Source organism: Sphingorhabdus sp., from assembly GCF_044239045.1.
Classification (GTDB): domain Bacteria; phylum Pseudomonadota; class Alphaproteobacteria; order Sphingomonadales; family Sphingomonadaceae; genus Sphingorhabdus_B.
The window spans coordinates 19,225-43,675 of sequence record NZ_JBIICD010000018.1 but is presented as its reverse complement, the minus strand read 5'-3'; the positions used below and the strand labels follow the sequence as shown (position 1 = coordinate 43,675).

General features: G+C 54.8%; 29 protein-coding genes. 18 read left to right on the top strand and 11 right to left on the bottom strand.

Annotation, left to right across the window (positions count from 1 at the left end):
• The 3 genes from ACILP4_RS08245 to ACILP4_RS08235 all read right to left on the bottom strand — a co-directional run.
• Nucleotides 1–507 (bottom strand): FAD-dependent oxidoreductase (locus tag ACILP4_RS08245; protein WP_395620254.1); only part of this gene is annotated, 507 nt, incomplete at its 3' end.
• Between the two features lie 68 nt (nt 508–575).
• Complete coding sequence (gene mnmE / locus ACILP4_RS08240) at nt 576–1,874, bottom strand: tRNA uridine-5-carboxymethylaminomethyl(34) synthesis GTPase MnmE (RefSeq protein ID WP_395620253.1); 1,299 nt, start codon at nt 1,872–1,874, stop codon at nt 576–578.
• A 4-nt stretch (nt 1,875–1,878) separates the two neighbouring features.
• Nucleotides 1,879–2,139, bottom strand: a complete 261-nt coding sequence (locus ACILP4_RS08235) for a DUF6489 family protein (RefSeq protein ID WP_295498703.1) — start codon at nt 2,137–2,139, stop codon at nt 1,879–1,881.
• 88 nt (nt 2,140–2,227) lie between these two features.
• Between ACILP4_RS08235 and ACILP4_RS08230 the strand changes: the two genes are divergently transcribed.
• A complete protein-coding gene (locus ACILP4_RS08230) occupies nt 2,228–2,938 on the top strand; it encodes a dienelactone hydrolase family protein (RefSeq protein WP_395620252.1) in 711 nt (236 codons plus the stop codon).
• A gap of 46 nt (nt 2,939–2,984) precedes the next feature.
• Here ACILP4_RS08230 and ACILP4_RS08225 read toward each other — a convergent pair whose 3' ends face one another.
• From ACILP4_RS08225 to hemE, 4 genes are all read right to left on the bottom strand, one after another.
• The gene (locus ACILP4_RS08225) at nt 2,985–3,710 is read right to left on the bottom strand and encodes a YjbE family putative metal transport protein (RefSeq protein WP_395620251.1); all 726 of its coding nucleotides are present in this window, start codon (nt 3,708–3,710) and stop codon (nt 2,985–2,987) included.
• A 23-nt stretch (nt 3,711–3,733) separates the two neighbouring features.
• Nucleotides 3,734–4,990 (bottom strand): transcription termination factor Rho, encoded by a 1,257-nt coding sequence (rho, locus tag ACILP4_RS08220; protein WP_295498691.1) that lies wholly within the window; start codon nt 4,988–4,990, stop codon nt 3,734–3,736.
• Nucleotides 4,991–5,206: 216 nt separating this feature from the next.
• The gene (locus ACILP4_RS08215; protein WP_395620250.1) at nt 5,207–5,650 is read right to left on the bottom strand and encodes a CopD family protein; all 444 of its coding nucleotides are present in this window, start codon (nt 5,648–5,650) and stop codon (nt 5,207–5,209) included.
• 18 nt (nt 5,651–5,668) lie between these two features.
• Entirely contained in the window at nt 5,669–6,700 is a 1,032-nt protein-coding gene (gene hemE / locus ACILP4_RS08210; RefSeq protein ID WP_395620249.1) for a uroporphyrinogen decarboxylase, read from the bottom strand.
• A gap of 302 nt (nt 6,701–7,002) precedes the next feature.
• On the opposite strand from hemE, the gene ACILP4_RS08205 reads away from it, so the two are divergent.
• The 10 genes from ACILP4_RS08205 to ACILP4_RS08160 all read left to right on the top strand — a co-directional run bounded on the left by ACILP4_RS08205 (nt 7,003) and on the right by ACILP4_RS08160 (nt 13,421).
• On the top strand, nt 7,003–7,836 hold the full coding sequence (locus ACILP4_RS08205; protein WP_395620248.1) for a pyruvate, water dikinase regulatory protein: 834 nt from the start codon (nt 7,003–7,005) through the stop codon (nt 7,834–7,836).
• On the top strand, nt 7,833–8,429 hold the full coding sequence (locus ACILP4_RS08200; protein ID WP_395620247.1) for a Maf family protein: 597 nt from the start codon (nt 7,833–7,835) through the stop codon (nt 8,427–8,429). Before ACILP4_RS08205 ends, ACILP4_RS08200 begins: the two co-directional genes overlap by 4 nt.
• Nucleotides 8,426–9,235 (top strand): shikimate dehydrogenase, encoded by an 810-nt coding sequence (gene aroE / locus ACILP4_RS08195; RefSeq protein ID WP_395620246.1) that lies wholly within the window; start codon nt 8,426–8,428, stop codon nt 9,233–9,235. The genes ACILP4_RS08200 and aroE overlap by 4 nt, the downstream gene beginning before the upstream one ends.
• Entirely contained in the window at nt 9,232–9,831 is a 600-nt protein-coding gene (gene coaE, locus ACILP4_RS08190) for a dephospho-CoA kinase (RefSeq protein ID WP_395620245.1), read from the top strand. Before aroE ends, coaE begins: the two co-directional genes overlap by 4 nt.
• A gap of 31 nt (nt 9,832–9,862) precedes the next feature.
• The gene (dnaQ, locus tag ACILP4_RS08185) at nt 9,863–10,570 is read left to right on the top strand and encodes a DNA polymerase III subunit epsilon (RefSeq protein WP_395620244.1); all 708 of its coding nucleotides are present in this window, start codon (nt 9,863–9,865) and stop codon (nt 10,568–10,570) included.
• Between the two features lie 17 nt (nt 10,571–10,587).
• Nucleotides 10,588–11,163, top strand: a complete 576-nt coding sequence (gene hpf, locus ACILP4_RS08180) for a ribosome hibernation-promoting factor, HPF/YfiA family (RefSeq protein WP_395620243.1) — start codon at nt 10,588–10,590, stop codon at nt 11,161–11,163.
• 86 nt (nt 11,164–11,249) lie between these two features.
• Nucleotides 11,250–11,717: a PTS sugar transporter subunit IIA gene (locus ACILP4_RS08175; RefSeq protein ID WP_395620242.1), complete on the top strand. Its 468-nt coding sequence runs from the start codon at nt 11,250–11,252 to the stop codon at nt 11,715–11,717.
• Nucleotides 11,714–12,055 carry a DUF1491 family protein gene (locus ACILP4_RS08170; RefSeq protein WP_395620241.1) on the top strand — a complete coding sequence of 114 codons (342 nt, stop codon included), beginning with the start codon at nt 11,714–11,716 and terminating at the stop codon, nt 12,053–12,055. Before ACILP4_RS08175 ends, ACILP4_RS08170 begins: the two co-directional genes overlap by 4 nt.
• 167 nt (nt 12,056–12,222) lie before the next feature.
• Nucleotides 12,223–12,855 carry a cell wall hydrolase gene (locus tag ACILP4_RS08165; protein WP_395620240.1) on the top strand — a complete coding sequence of 211 codons (633 nt, stop codon included), beginning with the start codon at nt 12,223–12,225 and terminating at the stop codon, nt 12,853–12,855.
• Between the two features lie 77 nt (nt 12,856–12,932).
• Nucleotides 12,933–13,421: an MmcB family DNA repair protein gene (locus tag ACILP4_RS08160; RefSeq protein ID WP_395620239.1), complete on the top strand. Its 489-nt coding sequence runs from the start codon at nt 12,933–12,935 to the stop codon at nt 13,419–13,421.
• Between the two features lie 9 nt (nt 13,422–13,430).
• Here ACILP4_RS08160 and ACILP4_RS08155 read toward each other — a convergent pair whose 3' ends face one another.
• The 3 genes from ACILP4_RS08155 to ACILP4_RS08145 form a co-directional block, all read right to left on the bottom strand.
• Entirely contained in the window at nt 13,431–15,368 is a 1,938-nt protein-coding gene (locus ACILP4_RS08155; protein WP_395620238.1) for a DUF3604 domain-containing protein, read from the bottom strand.
• A 65-nt stretch (nt 15,369–15,433) separates the two neighbouring features.
• Nucleotides 15,434–16,225, bottom strand: a complete 792-nt coding sequence (locus ACILP4_RS08150) for a sterol desaturase family protein (RefSeq protein WP_395620237.1) — start codon at nt 16,223–16,225, stop codon at nt 15,434–15,436.
• Between the two features lie 5 nt (nt 16,226–16,230).
• Nucleotides 16,231–17,325: an alkene reductase gene (locus ACILP4_RS08145; protein WP_395620236.1), complete on the bottom strand. Its 1,095-nt coding sequence runs from the start codon at nt 17,323–17,325 to the stop codon at nt 16,231–16,233.
• A 73-nt stretch (nt 17,326–17,398) separates the two neighbouring features.
• On the opposite strand from ACILP4_RS08145, the gene ACILP4_RS08140 reads away from it, so the two are divergent.
• The 7 genes from ACILP4_RS08140 to ACILP4_RS08110 are packed head-to-tail and all read left to right on the top strand — an operon-like array spanning nt 17,399 to nt 23,848.
• A complete protein-coding gene (locus ACILP4_RS08140; RefSeq protein WP_395620235.1) occupies nt 17,399–18,271 on the top strand; it encodes a DMT family transporter in 873 nt (290 codons plus the stop codon).
• Between the two features lie 38 nt (nt 18,272–18,309).
• On the top strand, nt 18,310–18,978 hold the full coding sequence (locus ACILP4_RS08135) for a COQ9 family protein (RefSeq protein WP_395620234.1): 669 nt from the start codon (nt 18,310–18,312) through the stop codon (nt 18,976–18,978).
• A gap of 47 nt (nt 18,979–19,025) precedes the next feature.
• A complete protein-coding gene (locus ACILP4_RS08130; protein WP_395620233.1) occupies nt 19,026–19,268 on the top strand; it encodes a ferrous iron transport protein A in 243 nt (80 codons plus the stop codon).
• Complete coding sequence (locus tag ACILP4_RS08125; RefSeq protein WP_395620232.1) at nt 19,265–21,118, top strand: ferrous iron transporter B; 1,854 nt, start codon at nt 19,265–19,267, stop codon at nt 21,116–21,118. The genes ACILP4_RS08130 and ACILP4_RS08125 overlap by 4 nt, the downstream gene beginning before the upstream one ends.
• Before the next feature lie 36 nt (nt 21,119–21,154).
• Complete coding sequence (gene ssb, locus ACILP4_RS08120) at nt 21,155–21,673, top strand: single-stranded DNA-binding protein (RefSeq protein WP_395620231.1); 519 nt, start codon at nt 21,155–21,157, stop codon at nt 21,671–21,673.
• 44 nt (nt 21,674–21,717) lie between these two features.
• Entirely contained in the window at nt 21,718–22,395 is a 678-nt protein-coding gene (locus ACILP4_RS08115) for a TVP38/TMEM64 family protein (RefSeq protein ID WP_395620230.1), read from the top strand.
• On the top strand, nt 22,388–23,848 hold the full coding sequence (locus tag ACILP4_RS08110; RefSeq protein WP_395620229.1) for a dihydrolipoyl dehydrogenase family protein: 1,461 nt from the start codon (nt 22,388–22,390) through the stop codon (nt 23,846–23,848). The genes ACILP4_RS08115 and ACILP4_RS08110 overlap by 8 nt, the downstream gene beginning before the upstream one ends.
• On the opposite strand, the gene ACILP4_RS08105 is transcribed toward ACILP4_RS08110, so the two are convergent.
• Nucleotides 23,845–24,447, bottom strand: a complete 603-nt coding sequence (locus ACILP4_RS08105) for a CDP-alcohol phosphatidyltransferase family protein (protein ID WP_395620228.1) — start codon at nt 24,445–24,447, stop codon at nt 23,845–23,847. The genes ACILP4_RS08110 and ACILP4_RS08105 overlap by 4 nt on opposite strands.
• Nucleotides 24,448–24,451 lie beyond the last annotated feature (4 nt).

The window sequence follows — 24,451 nt, the reverse complement described above, 5'->3', positions numbered from 1 at the left end:
CTCTTCGCCCCGAAATAGCTTACCGCCCAGAAAGGTTCCGGTGGCCAAAACCACCGCGGCAGAGGTGATGATAGAACCATCCCCCAAAACCAAGCCCGCAACGCGTGTCGGGGCATTTGGAAGAAAATGCAGGGCGGCCGCCTCGCCCTCAATTATGTGTAAGTTCGCCAAACCCGCAAGTTGCGATTGAATCGACGCCTTGAACAATTTGCGGTCCGCTTGAATGCGTGGCCCCTGCACAGCCGCGCCTTTTGATGCATTGAGCATGCGATAATGCACCGCGGCGTCATCGGCCGCACGTCCGATCAAGCCATCAAAGGCGTCAACTTCCCGCACCAAATGGCCTTTGCCTAAGCCGCCAATGGCCGGATTGCAGGACATGGCACCGATCATGGCCTTGTCAAAGCTGACCAAAGCCACACGCAAACCCATGCGGGCAGCAACAGCGGCCACCTCTGTGCCTGCGTGGCCGCCACCTACCACAATGATGTCGAAATTGGTCGTCATGCGTCGCGCATATACGAACTATGTCCGATGGTCAAAAAAGAGTGCTGATCTGTTTCACGTGAAACAGGCTATTTTCCCACGCAGAATTTTCCAAAGACAGTGTCGAGCAGATCTTCGGTGTGCGCACGACCCGTCAAGGCATCAAGTGCGCGCCTTGCCTGCCGGAGATTTTCTGCAATGATTAACCAGTCTTCGGAACTGCTGCACGCGGCCAATGCCCCGGCGGCGTCTGCCAATAACATTCTTTGCCGCGCATTGATGGCAAACTGATCCGGCGGCGGCAGAAGCGTCTTGGCCCGTGCCGCCACGATGTGGAGAAGCGCGCTTATGCCAGCACCGGTCTGGGCGGACACCGAAAGTGCGTTCGGCGACTTCGCTACATAATCCGAAATATCATTTTTTGCTGATATTTCAATTAGATGCAGATGTTCTGGACCTGTGCCTTCCAGACCAAGCCATAACAATATGTCTGCCTGCTGCATCGCGGCGAGGCTTCGGTCAATGCCGATGCGTTCGATAGCGTCGGGACTATCGTCGCGCAGCCCGGCCGTGTCCGTGAACAACAACGCCACCCCTTCAACAGCCACGGGCACTTCTATCATGTCGCGCGTGGTTCCGGCGATATCAGAGACAATGGCCGCCTCCCGCCCAACCAACGCATTTAACAAGGTCGATTTTCCACTATTGGGTGGACCGGCCAAGACGACGCGCAACCCATCCCTTAACTTTTCGGCAGGTGGACTGGCCAGTAATTGTCCTATTTGTTGCTGTAATTTTTTGCAACCATCTGTAATTAATACATTATTTTGTGAATCCACATCGCCTTCATCCGAAAAATCAAGCTCCGCTTCGGTGAGCGCAGACAATCGGAGCACCTCTTGCCGATACTCCTCGATCGCCGCGCTGAATGCCCCGCCAAACATTTGGGTGGCTGCGCGCCGTTGCCATTCGGTTTCAGCCGACAACAGATCCGCCAATCCTTCGGCTTCATTCAAATCCATGCGGCCATTGGCAAAGGCACGGCGGGTAAATTCGCCAGCCTCCGCGCGTCGGACTCCGGGGAAATGGGAAATCGCATTTTCAACGGCGCGCACCACGGCGCGGCCACCATGGAGATGGAGCTCAACCAGATCTTCGCCCGTTGCCGTGTCTGGACCGGGAAAGACCAGCGCCAGCGCCTGATCTAACATTTCTTGCGTGTCTGGCGCGCGCAGGGTGCACACAGACGCCCGGCGCGGCGGTGGGACCCGTCCAGCCAGGCCGCGCAATATATCAAACGCCGCAGGCCCGCTGACACGCATTATGGCAATAGCAGCGGGCGGCGCGCCGCTGGACAGCGCGAAAATCGTGTCAGCGGGTGTCGTCATGAAGCTATTTTTTGTCGTTCTTGTTCAGGCCAGACATGGCGGCCTTGGCGCCTGTTTCAATCAATTGCTGGAATAATTGCAGACCCATTTGCCCCATGGGTGCGATTTGCTTTCCAAGCTCCTGCAATTGGTCAATGCCGCCTGCGCCATTCATGAGGTTGGTGACTTTTTCAACATAAGCCTCATTTGCTTTTGTGACATCGGGCAATCCAAGCAGTGCCCGGGCCTCTTCGGGGGAACAATCGATTTCAATGTTCATCTTCATGGGCCGCGCCCTCCTATTTGCCAAGGACGCCACTATATAGGCTAAGTCGAATCACGCAATTGCGGAGAATATCCGCCAAGGAGCAGATATGGGTGACTATGTGAAAATTGATGCGCTGGGCGAGGACGCCCTATTTCCCGTCTATGTCGCGGCGCCATCGGACAAGGCGCGCGCCGCGATTATCGTTATTCCAGAGATATTCGGAGTGAATGCAGGCATTCGGCAGAAGTGCGACTTACTGGCGGCGGCGGGGTATCTGGCGGTTGCGCCAGACATCTTCTGGCGCTTTGAACCGGGGGTAGAATTAAACCCCGATGTTGAGGCGGAACTTCAGGAAGCATTTGGCTATTTCGGGCAATATGACGCCGATGATGGTGTGCGCGATATTGAGGCGGTTATTCACGCGATCCGCTCTGGCCTGTCCGGCCATACCCCGCTCGAAAAGGTTGGTTGTGTGGGATATTGTTTAGGCGGACGGCTCGCCTACATGGCGGCCGCACGAACCGACATCAGCGCTTCGGTCGGCTATTATGGCGTGATGATCGACCAGATGTTGGACGAAAGCCACGCCATCACCCATCCATTGATGCTGCATATTCCAACTGCGGACCATTTGGTCGGGCCAGAGGCGCAGGCCGCAATTCATGCAGGCCTTGGCGATCATCCGAAGGTGACGCTGCATGACTATGCGGGGCTCGACCATGGCTTTGCTGCCGAAATGGGCAATCGCCGAAATGTGGAAGGCGCAGAACTAGCAGATGCCCGCACATCTGCGTTTTTCGCCGAGCATTTGGCCTAAATTAAGCTGGAACAATAAGGGCTCCCGTACAAGGAGCCCTTATAATTTATAGGCCAGCAAAGCTCATGGCGTAAGGCTGCACTTCGTTCCAGCCTTCGATAATCATCTTGCCTGCGACATAGACGATCACCACCAAGCCGACCCACGCTATCCAGCGATAGCGTTCAATATATTGGGCAATGATATTGGCGGCGACACCCATGAGGGCGACCGCAAAAATCAGGCCGACGATCAGAATCCCGGGATGTTCACGCGCCGCGCCTGCGACCGCCAGAACATTGTCGAGGCTCATCGACACATCGGCGACAGCAACGCCCCATGCGGCACCTGCAAAGGTTTTGGTCGACTTTATGCCCGAATGTTCGTCACCGACGATTTCAGGCGAGCCAGGGGATTCACCGGCATGGCCTTTAATGTCGCGGTACATGCGCCAGGCGACCCACAGCAGCAGCAAACCGCCTGCGAGCACCAGACCAACAATACCCAGCAACCATGTCACCATAAGCGCAAAGATGATGCGCAGCACCAGAGCCGCGAGGACGCCGATGAGGATGACTTTCTTACGCTGATCCGCAGGCAAGCCTGCCGCCAAGGCGCCGACAACGATGGCATTGTCGCCCGCCAGCACCAGATCGATCAACAAAACCTGCATGAAGGCCGCAAAAGCCGCAGGTTCGGTAATGTTCGAAAAATCTTTGACGATGGCCGCCCAAATATCGGCAGGTCCACCCAGATTATTGACGGTCGATGCGACCAAGAGAAAATCAATCACAATATTACTCCGGAATATCTGACTTACTGGTTCATCGAGTCAAAAAAGTCTTCGTTGGTCTTCGAATCTTTCATCTTGTCGAGCAGGAACTCCATCGCGTCGATGGTGCCCATTTGCATGAGGATACGGCGAAGCACCCACATTTTCTTGAGCTTGCTCTCCTCGACCAGCAATTCTTCCTTACGCGTACCGGACTTGCCGACATCCAGTGCAGGGAAGATGCGCTTATCCGCGACCTTGCGATCGAGCACAATTTCAGAGTTGCCGGTACCCTTAAACTCTTCAAAAATAACTTCGTCCATGCGGCTACCTGTGTCGATCAAAGCCGTGGCGATGATGGACAAGGAACCACCTTCTTCGATGTTTCGCGCGGCGCCAAAGAAGCGCTTTGGACGTTGCAAGGCGTTGGCGTCGACACCGCCGGTGAGCACCTTGCCCGATGACGGAACCACGGTGTTATAGGCGCGGCCAAGGCGCGTGATGGAATCGAGCAAGATGACAACGTCATGCTTATGCTCGACCAAGCGCTTTGCTTTTTCGATCACCATTTCGGCGACCTGAACGTGACGTGTCGCAGGTTCATCAAAGGTGGAGGATACAACCTCACCCTTCACCGAACGCTGCATGTCGGTAACTTCCTCAGGCCGTTCGTCGATCAGAAGAACGATCAAAAACACCTCTGGATGGTTTTCGGTAATGGCGCGGGCGATATTTTGCAGCAGCACGGTTTTACCTGTGCGCGGCGGCGCCACGATCAAGGCGCGCTGGCCCTTGCCCTGCGGGCTGACGATATCAATGACGCGCGCGGACTTGTCCTTGACCGTCGGATCAAGCGAATCCAGCGTCAGCTTTGAATCTGGATATAACGGCGTCAGGTTATCAAAATTGACGCGGTGACGAACGGCATCTGGATCGTCAAAGTTGATCTTCATCACCTTGGTCAGGGCAAAATAACGCTCACCATCCTTAGGTGCACGAATTTCGCCTTCGACCGTATCCCCTGTGCGCAAACCAAATTGGCGCACCATGTTCGGCGACACGTAAATATCGTCTGGGCCTGCCAGATAATTCGCCTCGGGCGAGCGCAAGAAACCGAAACTGTCGGGCAAAACCTCAATCGTACCGAGACCCATGATCTGCTCGCCATCTTCGGCAAGCTCTTTCAGGATCGCAAACATCAAATCCTGTTTGCGCAAGGTTGATGCGCCCTCAACACCCAGCTCTTCAGCCATCGATACAAGGTCTGCGGGGTTTTTGCTTTTCAGCTCTTTCAAATGCATAGATAATTCCGTTGGATGGGCCCTTGGCCCAATTGTGGATGGGCAAATCGCCCGATAATGTGACCGATTTTTAAAAGCCAACCGGTTGAATAGTGAAAAGTTGGTAGCGCGGTTATTGTGTCGGTCGCGCCGCATGCCCAGGACGGGCTTGATATGTTAAATACTCGGTGGTGGGCGTGACGTCAACTGTTCTCAATATACGCGCGCATGGGTGTACTAAAACGGTTTGGCGACAACCAAAATGACGATAATCGCAGCGGCAACACCAGGTACTTCGTTGAACAGTCGTAATTGCTTACCCGTTAGCGGCCTTTCGCCGCGTGCCAATTTCTTGGCATAGCCGACAGTCCAGCCGTGATAGGCCGATAACCCCAACACAAAGAGCAATTTGGCATGGAACCAACCTTGCGCCATTGCGCCAATATTCCAGGCCAAAACAAGACCCAAGACCCAGACCACAATGATCGAAGGATTCAAGATGATTTTGATCAACTTAGATTCACGATCCACCCATTTGGCTGCCTCTTCTGATCCTTCAGCGCTTTCCTGATGATAGACGAAGAAACGCGGGATCATGAACAATCCCGCCATCCAAAAAATGACAAAAATAATGTGCGCGGATTTCAGCCAGATATACAACACAGATAGAGTTTCCGTCATAAAAACGGCCGTTATGGGCTAAGCCTTGCGGACCAGATTAAGAAGCAGTTCAACATTTTCAATGGGGGTATCTGGCAAAATGCCATGCCCAAGATTGAAGATATGTGGCCGGTCTTCAAACGCGCTGAGGATATTATGCACGGCGTCCTTCAACACATCACCGCCCGCAATCAACGCCAGCGGGTCAAGATTGCCTTGTACAGGAAGACCCTTAGGCAATTCGCGATTGGCCCAATGCGGATCAACAGTTTCATCCAATCCTAAAGCGTCCACGCCGGTCCCTTCAGCATAAGCCGCAAGCTTGCCGCCCGCGCCTTTAGGGAAGCCAATGATGACGGCGTTCGGATTGCGTGCCTTTAACCGGCGAACGATTTCGGCGTTGGGTGCAATGACCCATTTCTCAAATTGCGAAGGTGACAATGACCCAGCCCAGCTGTCGAACAATTGCACAGCATCGACGCCCGCATCGATCTGATCACCCAAATAATCGACGGTTGCCGAAATGATGGATTCAATGAGTGCGCCAAAGCGCTCAGGCTCCGCATGCGCCATTCTACGGGCCTCCGCTTGGTCTTTGCTACCCTGACCATGGACCATGTAGGTAGCGACCGTCCACGGGCTTCCAGCGAAGCCTAAGAAGGTAGTTTCAGGTGGCAGTCCTGCCGATACCTTACGCACCGTATCAATGACTGGGGCAAGGCGTTCGGGTGCGGGTACAAAATCCTCAAGTCGCGATTCCGCTAAACGTGGTGCGAGCCGGGGACCCTCGCCCGTTTCGAACCAAAGATCCTGCCCCATGGCATGTGGAATCACGAGAATGTCGGAAAACAGGATGGCGCCGTCAAAACCGAAGCGCCGGATTGGCTGCAACGTGATTTCGCAAGCGGCATCGCTGTCATAAGCCAGCGCCAGAAACCCACCCTTTTCCGCACGCAATGCGCGATATTCGGGCAGATAACGACCCGCCTGGCGCATCAACCATATGGGTGGGATAGCCTCTTGCTTGCCCTGCAGGACGTTTAGCAGTTTTTTCGGGCTTTGCGCAGACATAGAAACGAGAGATCCAATCAAAATATAATTTTATATAAAGGATGATGAAAGATGATGCGCTGTTGATAGTTCGGGCCTTAAAAGCTTTTGCGGATATTGCCAACATCTTGACGCGCGCAGACCAAGGGATGGAACCAGAGTCGTAAATTTATTCCCCAATATCCACAGCCTGTGCATATTGGAATGTGCTTGTGGACAACCTGTGTCCGAATCCAGCGGTGAATTATGGGTAATGGGCAAGAAATCGTCATGCAAAACTTGTCCCTTGATTTATCCCCAGCCTGCCAACAAGACTGTCATCCATGAGCCAGCGCTTTCATTTACATTTGTTATCGGACTCCACCGGCGAAACTTTGGAAAACATCGCCAAAGCTGCCTTGGCGCAGTTTGACGGCACAGAAAATGTGGTCAAGCATTTCTGGCCTATGGTGCGTTCGGAAAGCCATTTGGACCGGATATTGACTGATGTGGCCGCCAATCCTGGACTTGTCTTATTCACTTTGGTGAATCGCGACACACGGCGTAAATTGGAAACGCGATGCCGGGTATTGGGCTTGCCTGCGGTTGCCGCACTCGATGCGGTCAGCGATGCGATGTCGAACATGTTAGGGCAAGAAGCGAAAGCACGACCGGGTCGCCAGCATGTTATGGATGCCGCTTATTTCGCGCGTGTCGAAGCGATCCAGTTTACCATCGCCCATGATGATGGCATTAATGCGCAAAACTGGGAAGAAGCGGACATTGTATTGGCAGGGGTGTCGCGGACCTCAAAGACGCCAACGAGCATTTACCTCGCCAACCGAGGATATAAGACCGCGAATATCCCCATCGTGCCGGAATCGCCACCACCCCCAATTTTATTTCAACTGAAGCACCCGATGGTCATTGGTCTTGTCACAAGCGCAGAGCGTTTGATTCAGGTGCGCCGCAACCGCCTGCTATCGCTAAACCAGTCGCCAGATACAGATTATGTTGATGAGGAAAAAGTGCGGGCGGAAGTTGCCCATGCGCGGCGTATGTTTGCGGACAATGGCTGGCCTGTATTGGATGTGACGCGCCGGTCGATTGAGGAAAGTGCCGCGGCGATTATCAATTTGTTCAACGCGCGCGAACTGGCGCAATTGGGGGATTCGTGACGCTTATTCTTGCATCGCAAAGCGCTGGGCGGATCGCGATGCTGAATGCAGCGGGGGTATCGCTACAAGCGGTTCCAGCCTTGGTTGATGAACAGAGCATCAAAACATCACTGGCCGAGGCTGGCGCAAAACCGCGCGATATTGCCGATGCTTTAGCAGAGGCCAAGGCACGCAAAATTTCCCGCAAAATGCCAACCGCGATGGTGTTGGGATGTGATCAGATTTGCGTTGGTCCCGATGGTTATATTTTTGACAAACCCGAAACGCCCGATGATGCGCGTGCGCATTTGGCGCAGCTGTCGGGCAAGGTGCATCGGCTCATCAGCGCGGCCGTTATCTGCGAGCAAGGCGAGCCTGTCTGGCGCATAATAGACACCGCGCAAATGACGATGCGCAACTTAAGTCCCCAATATATCGACGATTATGTCGATACCTATTGGGATGAAATCCGCCACTGCGTCGGTTGCTATCGGATTGAAGCCGAAGGCGCACAATTGTTCGCCAGCGTCAGCGGCAGTCAGTTCACAATCATCGGCATGCCATTGCTTCCGCTGCTTGATTATCTGCGCATAAGGGGCATTTTACCAACATGACAATATATGCCGAAGTGATCGGGCAGCCGATATCGCATTCCAAATCACCGCTGATACACAATTTCTGGCTTCAACATTTGGGGCTGGTCCGCGATTATCGGGCGCATGCGGTGCTGACCGATGATCTCGAGCGATATTTTGTCGAGCGTGCCGCCGACTCTGAATGGCGCGGGTGCAACATCACAATACCGCACAAGATTGCCGCGCTCGATTTTGTCGCAGATCCCGGCGATGTCCGCCACTCGATCGGCGCGATCAACACGGTCTTTCGTAATGACGCCGGCGCGCTTGTCGCGACCAATACCGACGTAGGCGGATTTTATGGCCCCATTGCCGATATCCCTATTGCAGGAGAGACAGCTATCGTCATTGGTGCGGGGGGCGCGGCGCGAGCCGTGCTCTTTGCCTTGGCGCAGGCGGATATTGGCGAAGTCGTTTTGGTTGCACGCAATGCTCTAAAGGCGGCAGGATTGCTCGCGCATTTCGGGTTGAAAGGTAGAGTGATTGGGTTTGATGCACGCTTACCTGATGCAGCGTTGCTGGTGAACGCAAGCCCGTTGGGCATGGTCGGGCAGGAGGCGCTGGAGATCGATCTTTCGCCCTTGCCCGAACATGCCATTGTCTATGACCTCGTCTACGCGCCGATAGAGACGCCCTTGTTAAAAGCGGCGCGCGCGCGCGAGTTGGAAACGGTAGATGGCCTTGAAATGCTGGTGGGGCAGGCGGCGATCGCGTTTGAATTGTTTTTCGGCGTTGCCCCGCCCGAAGATAAAGAGGATGCGTTGAGGGCATTGTTGTTGAAATGAAAAAGCCGATGATCATTGGCCTGACAGGCTCAATCGGCATGGGAAAATCGGCGGTCGCGTCGATGTTTGTCGATGAAGGTGTCCCCGTTTTTGATGCCGATGCCACGGTGCATGATTTGCAAAAAGAAGGCGGAGCACTTGTGCCGGCAATTGAATCGGCCTTCCCTGGAACGACCGGGCCGGATGGCGTCGACCGCAAAGCACTTGGCGCTGCTGTTTTTGGAGATCGCGACCGTTTGGCATTGTTGGAATCGATTATTCATCCCGCCGTCGCCGAACGCCGGAAAGCATTTCTGGCGTCACATCAAGACGCCGACATGATATTGTTCGACATCCCCTTATTGTTTGAAAAGGGTGGGCAGGCTGGGGTTGATAGGGTGGTCGTTGTGAGTGCACCTGCACCGGTTCAACGGGAACGTGTGCTCGCAAGGGAAAATATGACACCGGACAAGTTCGAACATATTCTGGCATTACAAATGGATGATGCCGAGAAGCGCGCGCGGGCTGACCATGTGATTGATACGGGCAAGGACATCCACGAAACCCGGACGGATGTGCGTGCACTTGTAAAAATGCTGCGTGCGGGACTTGCATAAGCCCATAAACAGGCTCACATCTATTCTCAGAATGCGTGAAATTATATTTGATACGGAAACGACTGGCTTTGACCCTGCAACTGGGGATCGCATGGTCGAAATTGGCTGCATTGAAATGGTCAGCCGGGTGATGACGGGTAAGCATTACCATGCCTATTTCAATCCGCAGCGCCCGATGCCACCTGCCGCCGAGCAAGTGCACGGCCTTTCGGACCGTTTCTTGTCTGACAAGCCGGTTTTTGGCGACAAGGCCGATGAGCTGCTGGAGTTTTTGGGCGACAGCCCGCTCGTGGCGCATAATGCCAGCTTTGATTTTGGCTTTCTCAATCACGAATTGCAGCAATGCGGTCGCCCACCTGTGCCGATGGACCGTATGGTGGACACAGTGGCGTTGGCACGGGTCAAAAATCCCGGAGCAAAGCTGTCTTTGGACGCTTTGTGCACCCGTTATGGCATCGACCGTAGCCACCGCGTCAAGCATGGCGCGTTGTTGGATGCTGAGCTGCTCGCGCAGCTATATATTGAGCTAACAGGCGGCCGGCAAATTGGCCTTGGCCTCGCGGACGATGCGAGCTCTGATAAAATGATAGGCCAAATGGACGTGAACAGCGTGCCGACAACTAAAATATTTCGGCCAGCGCGCGCGCACTCTGCCTCGGCCGAGGAATTGGCGCGCCATGCGGAATTTGTTGCCAAGATTAAGGACGCGCTTTGGCTCCAGCCGGGGTCAGCGCTTTAACAAAAAGGAGACAGGCATTGGACATCAGGGTTTCAGGACATCAGGTCGACACCGGTGAAGCGCTCCAGACCCATGTGGAAACACGACTTGGTTCCATTGCCGAAAAACATTTCGCTAAAGCATTGTCATCACATGCAACCTTTGGCCGCGCGCCACATGACGGCTTTACCAGCGATATTGTGATGCATGTGATGCAGGGCCTCGTGTTGAAGGGTCGCGGCGAAGCGCAGGATGCGCATGTTGCCTTTGATCGCGCCGCAGAACGCATTGAGAAACAATTGCGCCGATATATGCGCCGACTGCAGGACCGTCATGTGCAAACCGCCTATGCGATGGCGCAAGAAGAAGCCGCCTATACCGTGTTTGATGTGGGTGATGGTGAAGAAGAAGTGCCATTGCCTGATGCGCCCGTTATTGTTGCGGAGATGCGCGTGGATATTCCTGAATCGACGGTTTCTGATGCGGTAATGCTAATGGATTTGCGCAACACCCCAGCCCTATTGTTCAAAAACACTGGAACTGGACGACATAATATGGTTTACCGCCGCGAAGACGGCACGATCGGGTGGGTTGAACCAAAATCTACACCTTAGACCTCGGCCAAATTTACTTAATTTCTACACCATTTCAAATATTTAGGGATTGCGCTGCGGTCGCACTGGGCGCTTTTGAACAAAATATGATTAGACTTTCTACCAGGCTCGTTGAGGGAGCCGTTGCTGCTGACATGCTATGTTCGGGCAAATCCGACCTGCTTGCGCAACTATCGGTTATCGCGGCTGAAAATTATTCTGTCGACGCCGATGCCGTTCTAGATGGCATGATTGAGCGCGAGCGACTTGGCCCGACCGGCTTTGGCGGCGGAACAGCAATACCGCATTGCAAAGTCTCGGGCATTGACATGCCCGTGGCCGTGTTTGTCCGGCTTTTGAAGCCCGTGCCTTATGATGCCGTCGACGACGAGCCAGTTGATTTGTTGTGCGGGTTGGTTTCACCTGCGCAGGACGGCGCTTCGCATTTGCGGGCATTGGCCGAGGTTTCCCGCCTGTTCCGCGATGAGAAATTCCGTGCACAACTGCGTGGAGCTGCAGATTCTTCGGCGATGTTTGCTGTGTTGACCTTGTCTGAAGAGCGTGACGCCGCTTGATTGAGCCACGGCTTGCCAGTGGTGTTCTTATCTCCGCCATCAAGCGTATGGTGGAAGCCGAAGGTGACTTCGCAACCGTTCTAAAAAAGGGCGATGCCGTGTCCGGTGCGATATTGCTTATCGGACAGGTTCGTGGCGCCAACCCCCAATTATATGAACGCTACCCCTCCTTTGACGGACAGACATCTTGGCAGATGGTGGATTTGAAAGAGCCGGGCGAGATCGCGGTGCAGGAGTATTGGCAAAAACGATGCGCCCGCGACCCGGATTTGTGGGTTTTTGAACTGGATGTCGCGTCCGCTGCACGGTTGGACGGACTATTGGCCATGTTTATTTGACTTTGCTGCGCTGCGCCATAGATGCGCGTCCATCGAGTAGCGAAGGTTGTCATTTAGGGCACATATGGGGTGGCCAGACAAACACGCGAGTCGGAGACAACAAAAGACGAACAATGATAAAGTAATAAAGTTTCGTCTGCTGGTGCCGCCGCTTTAATGTATGTTGCATGTTGAAATTTTTTCGGGTTGCCTCTTTGGTAGCCGTATCTTGTACACTGGTTTCTTCGGTTATTGCTGCTGATACCAAGGCTGTTTTGAGTAATGGCCAAAGCGCACCGCTAAGCGCCAATGCGCCCGTTTTTGACCCAATGCAGACCACCGCCGAACAGGCGAAGCTGGATCTGCCGAAATCCTTTTCAAACCCCAATGATATTGATGCGGCAACCGCATCCACACTTACTGACCTTGTGCGCACGCAAGCTGTAGATGACAGCTTAAGCACTGAAGAGCGGTGCCTTGCCAGCGCGGTCTATTTCGAAGCCAAGGGTGAATCGCTCGCTGGCCAATTGGCTGTGGCGCGCGTGATACTCGCCCGCGCCAATTCGGGTCGCTTTCCTAGCACATTATGCGGCGTCATTTTCCAAAAAGGGCAATTTTCCTTCGTTCGCGGTACAAGCTTGCCGTCTATTCAAATGGACAGCAAGCATTGGCGCAACGCCGTCGCGATCAGCAATATTGCGCTGGACAATACATGGGAAAGCCCAGTTGAAGGCGCATTGTTCTTCCATGCCCGCCATGTTTCGCCAGGATGGCGTCTGACGCGCATTGGCAGTGTCGACAATCATATTTTCTACCGCTGATCGTAGCGACCGGAATAAACGATAAGGGCCCTGCATGGGGCCTTTGTTTTGTTCTTTATTTGTTCTAAGCGCACAGTATGGATCCAACCCTTAATACGCCTTCAATTTCCGGTGCGTCTGCGGTTTCGCGGGGCGTTTCGCGGTTATTCTTGCGCAACCAGATTGTCGTGCAACCCGAGGTCAGCTTGCGCAACAATCGCCGCGCGGATCTCATGGGACTGAGCAATAAAGGCGAGATTATCATCGTCGAAATCAAATGTTCGCGCGCCGATCTTTTGGGCGATCAGAAATGGCCGGAATATCTCGAATATTGTGACCGCTTTTTCTGGGCCGTGCCGGCTGGGTTTGACATTGGCCCACTGCAAAACGACGCGTTCATGCCCGAACGCGCCGGATTGATCATTGCCGACGCTTATGATGCCGAAATCGCGCGACCTGCAGGATTATTACCGCTCGCCCCCGCACGCCGTAAAACCGAAACGCAGCGGCTCGCGCGGCTGGCTATGCGCCGCTTGATGGGGATATCTGATCCTGAATCCGCGCTATCCGGCTTTGACTTCGAATAGGTTCTCGCCCTAGCTTGTCTTTTTGGGATTATACCAGATTGGTGAGGAATAGGCCCGTTCCTGCGCCTTTAATTCCGTTCCCGGCAGCAATTTCGCACCATAACGCAAGGCATCAAACAACACCCAGCGTGGCGTCGGGATTTCGATGACCCGAACATAATAAAATGCCCGAACATTGCGGTTGAATTCCGGATCAGTCCACACCGTCCGCAATTCGGGATCGCCAATGCTGTTGGTATAGCTCGCCTTCGCGATATTAACGGTGTCGCCTACCTTGGGGACTTTGCCATTGGCACCCTTGCGCCTTTTGTCGGCATCACCCCAGACAACGTCAAAGACTTTCTCCCGCAATGCGCCAGAAGAATCTACCCAGCCTTTGACGACTTGAACACGATCGAGATTTGCGCCCATCGGGTCTTTCAACGCCGAAATCATGAACTTTGGCGCGCCGTTGCCGGGCTTAAGGTCTGCGCCCATGGGCACACCCTTGGCATATCCGGTCTTTACCCAGTCGCCTGCAAAATCCGAGTCATTAAAGCCCCAACCACCGAAGAAACGCACTGTCATGCGCGGGCCAGTTGTGGCGTACACCTCGCGTCGCATCATGGCGTCAAATATCGCGGCGCGTGTATTGGCTGTGGCCCATACGGCGGCATAGCCGCCCGCCAGATAATGCCAACCAATGCGCCCTTGGCGAGTACCAAGGTTTTGGGCCTGCGAAGCGCGGTCAGCATTAGGTTCGCCGCCCGAATGCTTGCCATAAAAATTGTCTTCGTCGCCTGTCGCCAGCCCAGTATGGCTGTCGGTTGATCCAATGACACCAAATTTATAGGGGTTCACGCCAGTGCGCGCCTCAATTGCCAAGCCGCGCTTTAACGCCTCACGAATATATTCGCCGGCATAATCCTGCGGTTTCTTCGCGGCCTGCATGGTCAAATTACCAAGGTCCCAGCCCGCGGTGCCGAAACCGGAGAACTCGTCGTTCGGCGACAAAAACGGATGCGATTCACTATCGCCCTTAATTTGCGTGATTTCGGTTATTGGCTCGCGGGCGGCACGGCGGCGTGCATAGGCCGCAGTCATAGGGCCGCCATCTGGGCCAACCAGTTCGAACATAAGGCCATTGGACAGGTTGCTGTTATGTGGGATCGCCAAAACCTTGCCGCCCGTGACCTTTTCATAATTGTCCATATAGTCCCACAATTGGCTGACCGGCGTATCGCCTTGGCCAGGATCGTAGGGCAGAACCTTGTCGGTGCGGCTTTTGCCATCACGGAACATGACGACGCGGTGTAAATTATTGCCGCCGGGCATCAATGTATATTCAAAGCCCATGAAGGCGGTGAACTTGCCAGGCTCATTATAGCGTTCGACAAGCGTACTATGACCCGTCCAGATGTTGGTCGCTGTCTTACGCTGCCTTTCTGGGTTAGTGAGCGCAGCGGGAAGCGTGTTGCGGCCCACACGGTCGATGAGCTCGCCAGTCACGCGCTGCATGCCCTCTTGCCCCTTATGCATTTCGGTATGCCAGCGCTTTAGCGTTGGGTCGCGGATAAGAAATCCTGGCGCGTCGTATAAAGCCTTGGTGGCGCCAAGGCCGCCGGAGTGGTCCGCGATCACAAGGAAATCAAGCGGACGTTCCAGCTTGGCCTTCATCCCGCCAGTGGACATAACCTCTTCCCCACGCGCAAAACGCAGCGCTTCTTCGGGCCCAAGTTTTACGCCAAAACCAAAGGCATCGATGGAATTGGATGTATGGAGGTGGGTGTCGCCCCAAAGTAAAGTGTTGGCAGGGCCAGAAGTGACTTCCGCATCGGACGATATTTGCGCTTCGCGTGAATCGGCCATGATGCTTTCGTCGCGATATTGCTGCCACCCGTAGGTTAGCCCTGCACCTATCGCCACAACGGCAACGCTGCCCAATATTATTTTGCGTATTTTGGCCATTTCAACTCTCCCTATGTTGAAAATGCTCCGGAAAATCGCGTTGGTCAAGACGGCGTTAAATTCCGTTACGTCATGGGTTGTTTCATGCTCCAGATGAAAGCTGACGGACGGGCATCGTCTATCTCGGCCAAGCCTATTTTCTGACTATCGGCGCCCAAAATGGACTCCGTGCGATAGGTACCGAACACGCGGTCCCACACCGTCAGCGCGAAACCAAAATTATGTTTTTGTTCATCGACCAAAGTGCTGTGGTGCACCAAATGCATGTCGGGCGTTACCAAAAACAGTCGCAAGATGCGGTCAAGCTTGCGGGGCAAGCGGATGTTGCTGTGGTTGAATAAAGCATTGGCATTGAGCCATAATTCAAATGCAAGTGCGACCATCAAGGGCACGCCAAGCAAAGCGATGATGGCGGATTTATAGAATGTCGAGACAATCAGTTCAAACGGGTGAAACCGAAGTGCCGTGGTAACATCCAGATCGCGGTCGCTATGATGCACAGCATGCATACGCCAGAGCAGCGGACTGCGATGCATCAAAAAATGCTGAAACCAGACTGCAAAATCGAGAATGATAAAGGCGATTGCGCCCTCAATCCAAAAGGGCAAGACCACGAGATTCAGCGCGCCAAAATGATGCGCCTCTGCCCAATTTGCCGCCACGCCGACCACGACCAGAAAGGACAATAATCGGCCCACAACGGCGTTGCTCAGGAAGAATAATGCGTGCGTCCGCCATCGTGGATTTCGACCCAGCACCAGCGCGCGGCGGGGCCAGATCGCTTCGGCACTTGCGAGCAGCACAAGCAGCAAGGCAGGGATGGCTATTGCATATTGGCCAAGCCCCGCCTGTATCATGTGCGTTATGCGTCCGCCTGATCAAGGAAAGGATAATCCGTATATCCTTCCGCAGCGGGCGCATACCAGGTTTTGAAATTATCCGGCGTCAGTTCCGCGCCAATGCGCAACCGTTCCACAAGATCGGGGTTACTGATGTACGGACGGCCAAAGCTGATCGCATCCGCAAGGCCCGAGGCCAGATCGGCGTCTGCCAATTCCTTAGTATATTCCTGGTTAAGCACCAGCGGCCCTTTGAATATCTTACGGATCTCAGGCGACACGCGCGGCACTTCGGTTTGTCCGAAATTGCCATATGGTTTGATTTCGCGCAGCTCTAGGAAGGCGATGCCGATATCCTGCAACGCCGCAGCCGCAGCGGTGAACAATGCCACAGGGTTGCTGTCATCTGCGCCTTGGGTCTCCCCATTGGGGGACAAGCGAACCGATGTCCGATCTGAACCGATGGCGTCCACCACGGCTTGCGTCACTTCGCGCAGCAAGCGGATGCGATTTTCAATCGCGCCGCCATAATCGTCGGTGCGCAAATTGGTGTTATCGCGCAGGAACTGGTCAATCAAATAACCATTGGCCGCGTGAATTTGCACGCCGTCAAAACCTGCGGTCATCGCGTTTTTCGCGGCGTTGACATAATCCGACACGATGCGCGGTATTTCCGAGATATCCAGCGCGCGGGCTTCGGTATATTCCTTCTTGCCCTCCGCGGTATGCGCATAGCCAGGCGCAGTGGTGGCCGAAGCCGAAACGCATGGCGCGCCGCCCAGGAAATCCGGGTGCACAAGGCGGCCCATGTGCCACAATTGCAGGATGATCCGTCCTCCGGCGTCATGGACGGCTTGCGTTACGGGTTTCCATGCTGTGATTTGCGCGTCGGACCAGATGCCGGGCGCCGACGGCCAACCAAGGCCTTCTTGGCTTATGCCAGTTGCTTCTGCGATGATCAGTCCTGCGCTGCTGCGTTGACGGTAATATTCGGCCTTCAAATCGGACAGGGGTACATGTTCGCCTTCACTCCGTCCGCGCGTCAATGGGGCCATCAATATGCGATTAGGTGCGGAGATAGCACCAAGTGTAATCGGGTCGAACAAAGTTGCAGTCATTCGATTTCCTGTCATTAAGGCGTTGCTTTGAAGTCAAGATGCGGATGAAAGTTGCAAATTGCAACGGGGGTTTATGCAGCAGAAGATTTTCCATCAGCAATCACCAAGCGTGCTCGCCTTCGCCGCCTTGCTTGCGGGTAACATCGCGATAGCTTTTGGGCCATTGCTTGTGCGCTTTGCCGATAGTGGTCCGATCGCGACCGGATTCTGGCGTTTAGCGCTGGCGACGCCATTTTTGCTGTTCCTTGGCTATCGTTTTGGTTTCCGCTTTTCTGCGGTCAGCCGCCCGACTTATTGGATCGCTCTCGTCGCAGGGCTGTTTTTCGGCGTTGATATCATCTTGTGGCATATTGGCATTTTTCAGACAAAAATGGCCAATGCGACGCTGTTCGCGAATTGCGCGAGCCTCTTGCTGGTCATTTATGGTGTCATTGTTGCGCGCAAAATGCCGTCGAAATGGGAAGGCATGGCCGTTTTGTTCGCCTTTGTCGGCGCGGCATTATTGATGGGGCAAAGTTTGGAACTGTCGCCGCGCCACTTTACGGGCGACCTTTTGTCGCTTGGCGCTGGACTAACCTATACTGTCTATTTGGTGCTGATGATGAAGATGCGGCAAAATACCGAAAGCTGGGGCGCGCTTGGCATGGCCAGTGCCGTGGCGGCGGTCGTCCTTTTGGCCGGCGCCGTGTTTGCAGGCGAACAGATCATCCCCACGCTTTGGTGGCCTGTCTTACTGCTCGCCTTCACCTCGCAATTTTTCGGCCAGGGTTGTCTCACTTATGCATTGCCGCATTTTAGCCCATTGGTGATTGGCCTCGCATTACTGCTGCAGCCCGCCTTATCGGCGACGGCTGGTTGGCTGGCATTTGGCGAAATGCTGACGGCGATGGATTTTGTGGGTAGCGCGCTGATCATGATCGCGTTGGTTCTCGTGCGTAAGCAATAGACCTTTTCTTGAACGCGCCGAACGCCTACATGTTGCCTATGTCTAAAAACGCTCTTCCTGCTGACCCGACGCTTGACGAAATTCGCGTCGCCCTTGGGCCAATCATTGGCCGCCATGCTGGCTTTGACGGATGGTCCGAAGCGGCCGTCCATGCCGCCGCAGAGGAGATGGGTGTGGACCGCGACGTTGCTATGTTGGCGTTCAAGGGCAAGGCCATCGACATGATTGACGCATGGGCTGAAGGCGTTGATTTGGAACTTGCACGCCGCCTACCAGCCGAAAAACTAAATGCGATGAAGATCCGCGACCGGATCACCGCTTTACTTGCGACTCGGCTGGAGATCATGGCGCCTGACCGGGAATCGTTGCGCCGCGCGCTTGCAATCATGGCAATGCCGACAAATCTCGCGCGGGCCGCGAAAATGGGCTGGCGTTCGGCAGATCGTATGTGGCGGTTGGCGGGCGATAGCGCCACCGACCTCAACCATTATACCAAGCGTATGTCATTATCGGCGGTATATGGAAGCACCTTGAGCGTGTTCGTCAATGACGACAGCGAAAACTTCGTCGACACCCGCGCATTTCTGGACCGGCGGATCGACAATGTGATGCAGATTGAAAAGGTGAAATTTCAGGCGAAGCAGCGCAAGGAATTCACGCCAAGCCTCTCGCGCTTCATCGGCCGGCTGCGTTATCCGGCGCGCTAACACAAATCGCTATTGATGTTATTGCGAATCGGTTGCAAATAGCGCCCGTGCAACTTGATCATCTTCCGTTGAACCAAATCGCCGTCATTCGGGCCATTGATTGGGAATCCTTGCCTGATCAAGAGGCGCATCGTTTGCGCTCGCTTGGTTTCGAGCCCGGGGTGACAATAGAGGCGCTGCATAAGGGCATATTGATGTGGCGCGATCCATTGGCGGTCCGCATTGGCCGTATGACGGTGGCTTTGCGCACGAAGGTGGCCGCTGCGATTGATTGCGAGATATCCGTATGACACAAATGCCGCCTCTCGTCGCATTGGTCGGTAACCCCAATGCGGGTAAAAGCGCTTTGTTCAATGCGCTGACCGGTGCGCGGCAGAAAATTGCCAATTATCCCGGCGTGACTGTGGAGCGGAAATCCGGTCGCGCGTCCTTTGCCGATGGGCGTCCGGTCGAAATGATCGACTTGCCCGGCGCATATAGTCTGGATCCCGACAGCCTTGACGAAGCCGTCACGCGCGATGTTGTCTTGGGCAATCTTGCGGGGCACCGCCGACCTGACGCTTTGGTCATTGTTTTGGACGCCGGCAATCTCGACAATCATTTACGCTTTGCGCTTGAATTGATTGCGCAAGGCCTGCCGACTGTGGTCGCGCTGAACATGATCGATTTAGCCGAGCGCGACGGTCTTCGGCTCGATGCGCAGGTTCTGGCCCACGCGCTTGGCGTGCCCGTGATTGAAACCGTTGCGGTTCGCCGTCGCGGGCTTGAACCGTTGATGGCGCAGCTTGAGCAAACACTCAAAGCACCGCGTCCGTTGACGGAACCCGTTGCGGCATCCTTTGGCGCCCAGAATCAGCGGGCGCGCGACATCGCCCGCGCAGCCATCATCAGCGAAACCGCTAGCCGCCAATGGACACGCAGGCTGGACGCGATTCTGCTGCACCCGGTGGGCGGCGTTGTCATATTGCTGTCGTTGTTGTTCTTGATGTTTCAGGCGGTGTACGGTTGGTCTGAAGCGCCTATTGGCTGGATTGAAGGCGGTTTTGCTTGGCTCAGCGATGGCATAAAAACTGTCATGCCCGACGGATTGCTGCGCTCGTTTTTAACCGATGGGGTCATCGCCGGCGTTGGTTCTGTTGTCGTATTCTTACCGCAGATCCTGATACTGTTTCTCTTCATCCTGTTGCTTGAGGCATCGGGTTATATGACCCGCGCTGCCTTTGTGATGGACCGTATGATGGCCGCAGTCGGCCTGTCGGGGCACAGTTTCATTCCCTTATTATCATCCTTCGCCTGCGCGATACCGGGTATCATGGCGACACGGACGATCATGGATCAAAAAGAACGCTTGGCGACAATCCTGATTGCACCGCTGATGACCTGCTCGGCGCGCCTGCCTGTCTATACCGTCATTATTGGCGCGTTCATTCCGGCGTCTAGTGTTGGCTTCGGCATCGGGCTTCAGGGCCTTGTCCTATTCGGTCTATATATCGCAGGTATATTAGGCGCGATGTTAGCCGCAGCGGCCATCCAACGCTTTGTGACGCAGAGCCGGACAAGCAGTTTCCTCATTGAAATGCCACGTTACCAATGGCCACGCCCCGGCGACATTGCGATCAACCTGTGGCAGCGCGCATGGGTCTTCCTGCGCCGCGCGGGGACGATTATCTTTGCCGCAACGGTTATCTTATGGGCGTTGTTAAGCTTTCCCAAAGCACCAGATGGCAGCAATGTTTCGCAAGTCGAATATTCGGTTGCAGGCCGCATCGCTGATGGGCTTGAACCAATTGTTAGCCCCATCGGTTTCAACCATGACATTGCCCTAGCGATCATTCCTGCAATGGCTGCACGCGAAGTTGCGGTATCGGCGCTTGCCACAGTCTATGCCATTGACGCCGCGGACGAAGACGCCGCAGCGACTAGCCTTGGTCCAAAGCTTGCGGCGGACTGGTCGCTGGCGACGGCCTTGGCTTTCCTCGCTTGGTTTGTTTTTGCGCCGCAATGCATATCAACCATCGCCGTGACACGGCGGGAAACCAATGGTTGGAAATGGCCCATCTTCATGGTCAGCTATCTTTTTGCGCTGGCGTATGCGGCTGCGGGGATTACATATTGGACAGCGCGTTCCTTCGGCTTATAGCAGTCCGACAGAAAAATTTATTCAAAGGACAGGAACATGGCGGGAAGCGTCAATAAAGTCATCATCGTTGGCAATTTGGGCGCAGATCCTGAAGTCAAATCCTTCCAGAATGGTGGCCGCATTTGCAATTTGCGCATTGCGACGTCGGAGGATTGGAAAGATCGCACGACGGGTGAGAAAAAAGAGCGCACCGAATGGCATAGCGTTGTGTTGAATTCGGACGGCCTAGTCGGCGTGGCAGAGCGCTTCCTGAAAAAAGGCAGCAAGGTTTACATTGAAGGCCAGTTGCGCACGCGCAAGTGGCAGGATGCATCCGGCAATGACCGTTATACGACCGAAGTTTCGGTTGCCGGTTTTGATGGCAAGCTGGTTATGCTGGACGGTCCCAAGGGCGGTTCAGGCGGCGGCGGTGATAGCTGGGGTGGCGGCGCGTCCTCTGGTGGCGCATCAGGCGATAATAATTGGGGCGCAAGCGGCAGCAGCAGCGGCGGATCATCAGGCGGCTTTGGCGGCGGTGACTTCGATAACGACCTTGACGACGACGTACCGTTTTGATCCTCGGCAAGGTTTAAACAATAAGATCATATTGAGCAGGGACCATGATTAAAAAAGCTATATTGGTCCTTGTTCTGCTTGGCGCGATTGTCGCCTATTTCGTTTTTGACCTTGGTCAGATACTGAGCCTCGAAAACTTCAAGGCCAGCCAAGCGGATATCGTCGCGGCAAAGGACGCCAATCCCGTCCTCTATATATCTGGGTTCTTCATCCTATATGTCGCGGTGACGGGGCTTTCGATTCCCGGTGCGGCGATCATGTCATTGATTGCGGGCGCGTTGTTCGGTGTGCTTATGGGCACAATCATCGTTTCCTTTGCCTCCACTATGGGGGCAACATTGGCATTTCTGAGTGCCCGCTTTGTCCTGCGTGACTGGGTTCAAGGTAAATTTGGCGAACGTCTGCGCGCGATTGATGACGGCCTTGAAAAGGATGGCGCTTTCTATCTCTTCACACTGCGCCTGATCCCTGTATTTCCATTTTTCGTGATCAATCTTTTAATGGGCCTGACGCGGATAAAAACACGGACATTTTTCTGGGTCAGCCAGTTGGGCATGTTACCTGCGACCATCGTGTTCGTGAATGCGGGCACGCAGATCAGCCGTATCGAAAGCACCGCTGGTTTATTGTCGCCAACGCTCATCGCGTCTTTTGTCGCGCTCGCGCTCTTTCCTTGGGCGGCAAAGGCTATTGTGGCCGTGGTGAAACGCAGCCGTGGCTGAACGCTGGCAAAAGCCCAAGCGGTTCGACCGCAATCTTATTGTCATTGGCGCGGGTTCTGCGGGTCTTGTCTCGGCCTATATCGCGGCAATGGTGCAGGCCAAAGTGACCTTGATCGAGGCGCATGAGATGGGCGGCGATTGCCTGAACACCGGATGCGTGCCGTCGAAAGCGCTGATCAAAAGCGCTAAGGTCGCGCACCAAATTGCCGATGCTGCCCGCTTTGGCATTGACGTTGGCGCACCCAACATTGACTTCCCTGCTGTTATGCGCCGCGTGCGGGATGTCATCACCGCCATTGAGCCACATGACAGTGTCGAACGCTTTACGGGCCTTGGGGTTGACTGTGTGAAGGGCTATGCCCGCTTCATTGACCCATGGACGGTGGAGATTGATGGCGCCCGGCGGTTGACGGCGAAATCGTTTATTATCGCTACAGGCGCAGCGCCGTTTATTCCGCCGCTGCCCGGCGTTGAGCGTAGCGGATATCTGACCAGCGAAACGCTTTGGGACGCCATGGCCTCGCGGCCCACTGCGCCAGCTCGGCTTGTGATCTTGGGCGGCGGGCCAATCGGTTGCGAATTGGCGCAGGCATTTCAGCGGCTGGGGTCGCATGTTACCATCGTCGAAATGGCCGAACGCTTGCTGTTGAAAGAAGATGTGGACGCCGCTGCGTTGGTGACGGCACGTTTGGAAGCCGAAGGCGTCACGGTCCTTAATAACCATCGCGCGCTGCGGTTTGCAGAGGGCAAGAATTTGGTCGCGACTGGACCGGACGGTGAAATCACACTTGCTTATGATGACATCATTATCGCCGTTGGACGCACACCCCGCGTGGCGGGCTTTGGTTTGGAAGAGCTTGGCCTGATCATCGATGGGCGGTTGGAAAACGATGTATATTTGCGCACTAACTTGCCGCATATCCTTTGCGCAGGCGATGTCGCGGGGCATCAGCAGCTCACCCATGGTGGCAGTCATGAGGCCTGGTATGCGAGCGTAAACGCGCTGGCGCGACCTTTCAAAAAATACCGCACTGATTACCGAGTCCTACCGCGCGTGACCTATACCGAACCGGAGTTGGCGACGGTGGGACTGACGCAAGCCGAAGCCGAAGCGCAGGGTCTTTCCTTTGACATAACGCGTTATGACCTGGATGACCTTGACCGCGCTATTGCCGAAAGCGAGGCGCATGGCTTTGTCAAAATCCTAACCGCAACGGGCAGCGACCGGATATTGGGCGCGACAATCATTGGTCAGAATGCAGGCGAAATTCTCGCCGAGGTGACCTTTGCGATGAAGCACAATATGGGCTTGCGCAAAATCCTCCAGACCATTCACCCTTATCCCACATGGGCGGAGGCGAACAAATATGCGGCCGGGCAATTTGGCCTCGCGCGCAAGCCTGTGGGCTTGTTGAAATGGGCCGAACGCTGGTTCCGCTGGCAGCGCGGCTAGTCGAAGCTTTTTGCCGCGAGGATGAAACGCTGCACAACTGTCAGCAGGCACAATGCAGCAAAAACAACGGCAAGCGTCGGGAAAAAGCCCGGAAACAGGCAGAATAAAACGAAAAAGGCGATGGTCTCCCCGCCCTCCATCAACCCGGTTGAATAGATAAATGCCTTAGGCCCATGCGCGCCGTTACCGGATGTCTGCCGCGCGGCAATGGCGGCAAAGGCCAGAAAGCTTACTGCGGTCAAAGTGAAGCTAGCGATCAGCAACAAGGCGGGTATTTGGTTGATGGTGCTCGTCAAGCCGAACGCGATGGGGATAGAAAGATAAAATATATAATCGCAAATGGTATCAAGATATCCCCCGAACTCTGTAGGGCCATTAATACGGGCCACCGCACCATCCAACCCGTCAACGATCCGGTTCAGCAAGATAAAGCCCAACACCGCCGTGAAATTTAATTGGGTGATGAAAAAAGCCCCGCCTAGCGCAAGCCCTGCGCCGCTGATCGTCAGCAAATTTGCTGAAATGCGGGTGCGCGCGACCCATCCCGCCATGCGGATAAGTGCAGGGTCGACCAACCGGCGCAGCGCCACATCAAACATGGCG

Coding starts and splice junctions, on each gene's coding strand:
- ACILP4_RS08105 (WP_395620228.1), bottom strand. CDS start 24,447: ATGTTTGATGTGGCGCTGCGCCGGTTGGTCGACCCTGCACTTATCCGC.
- ACILP4_RS08155 (WP_395620238.1), bottom strand. CDS start 15,368: ATGGCCAAAATACGCAAAATAATATTGGGCAGCGTTGCCGTTGTGGCG.
- ACILP4_RS08145 (WP_395620236.1), bottom strand. CDS start 17,325: ATGACTGCAACTTTGTTCGACCCGATTACACTTGGTGCTATCTCCGCA.
- dnaQ (WP_395620244.1), top strand. CDS start 9,863: ATGCGTGAAATTATATTTGATACGGAAACGACTGGCTTTGACCCTGCA.
- hemE (WP_395620249.1), bottom strand. CDS start 6,700: ATGTCTGCGCAAAGCCCGAAAAAACTGCTAAACGTCCTGCAGGGCAAG.
- ACILP4_RS08150 (WP_395620237.1), bottom strand. CDS start 16,225: ATGATACAGGCGGGGCTTGGCCAATATGCAATAGCCATCCCTGCCTTG.
- ACILP4_RS08205 (WP_395620248.1), top strand. CDS start 7,003: ATGAGCCAGCGCTTTCATTTACATTTGTTATCGGACTCCACCGGCGAA.
- ACILP4_RS08160 (WP_395620239.1), top strand. CDS start 12,933: ATGGATCCAACCCTTAATACGCCTTCAATTTCCGGTGCGTCTGCGGTT.
- ACILP4_RS08235 (WP_295498703.1), bottom strand. CDS start 2,139: ATGAAGATGAACATTGAAATCGATTGTTCCCCCGAAGAGGCCCGGGCA.
- ACILP4_RS08135 (WP_395620234.1), top strand. CDS start 18,310: ATGTCTAAAAACGCTCTTCCTGCTGACCCGACGCTTGACGAAATTCGC.
- ACILP4_RS08215 (WP_395620250.1), bottom strand. CDS start 5,650: ATGACGGAAACTCTATCTGTGTTGTATATCTGGCTGAAATCCGCGCAC.
- ACILP4_RS08165 (WP_395620240.1), top strand. CDS start 12,223: ATGTTGAAATTTTTTCGGGTTGCCTCTTTGGTAGCCGTATCTTGTACA.
- ACILP4_RS08230 (WP_395620252.1), top strand. CDS start 2,228: ATGGGTGACTATGTGAAAATTGATGCGCTGGGCGAGGACGCCCTATTT.
- rho (WP_295498691.1), bottom strand. CDS start 4,990: ATGCATTTGAAAGAGCTGAAAAGCAAAAACCCCGCAGACCTTGTATCG.
- ssb (WP_395620231.1), top strand. CDS start 21,155: ATGGCGGGAAGCGTCAATAAAGTCATCATCGTTGGCAATTTGGGCGCA.
- coaE (WP_395620245.1), top strand. CDS start 9,232: ATGAAAAAGCCGATGATCATTGGCCTGACAGGCTCAATCGGCATGGGA.
- ACILP4_RS08115 (WP_395620230.1), top strand. CDS start 21,718: ATGATTAAAAAAGCTATATTGGTCCTTGTTCTGCTTGGCGCGATTGTC.
- aroE (WP_395620246.1), top strand. CDS start 8,426: ATGACAATATATGCCGAAGTGATCGGGCAGCCGATATCGCATTCCAAA.
- ACILP4_RS08175 (WP_395620242.1), top strand. CDS start 11,250: ATGATTAGACTTTCTACCAGGCTCGTTGAGGGAGCCGTTGCTGCTGAC.
- ACILP4_RS08140 (WP_395620235.1), top strand. CDS start 17,399: ATGCAGCAGAAGATTTTCCATCAGCAATCACCAAGCGTGCTCGCCTTC.
- ACILP4_RS08125 (WP_395620232.1), top strand. CDS start 19,265: ATGACACAAATGCCGCCTCTCGTCGCATTGGTCGGTAACCCCAATGCG.
- mnmE (WP_395620253.1), bottom strand. CDS start 1,874: ATGACGACACCCGCTGACACGATTTTCGCGCTGTCCAGCGGCGCGCCG.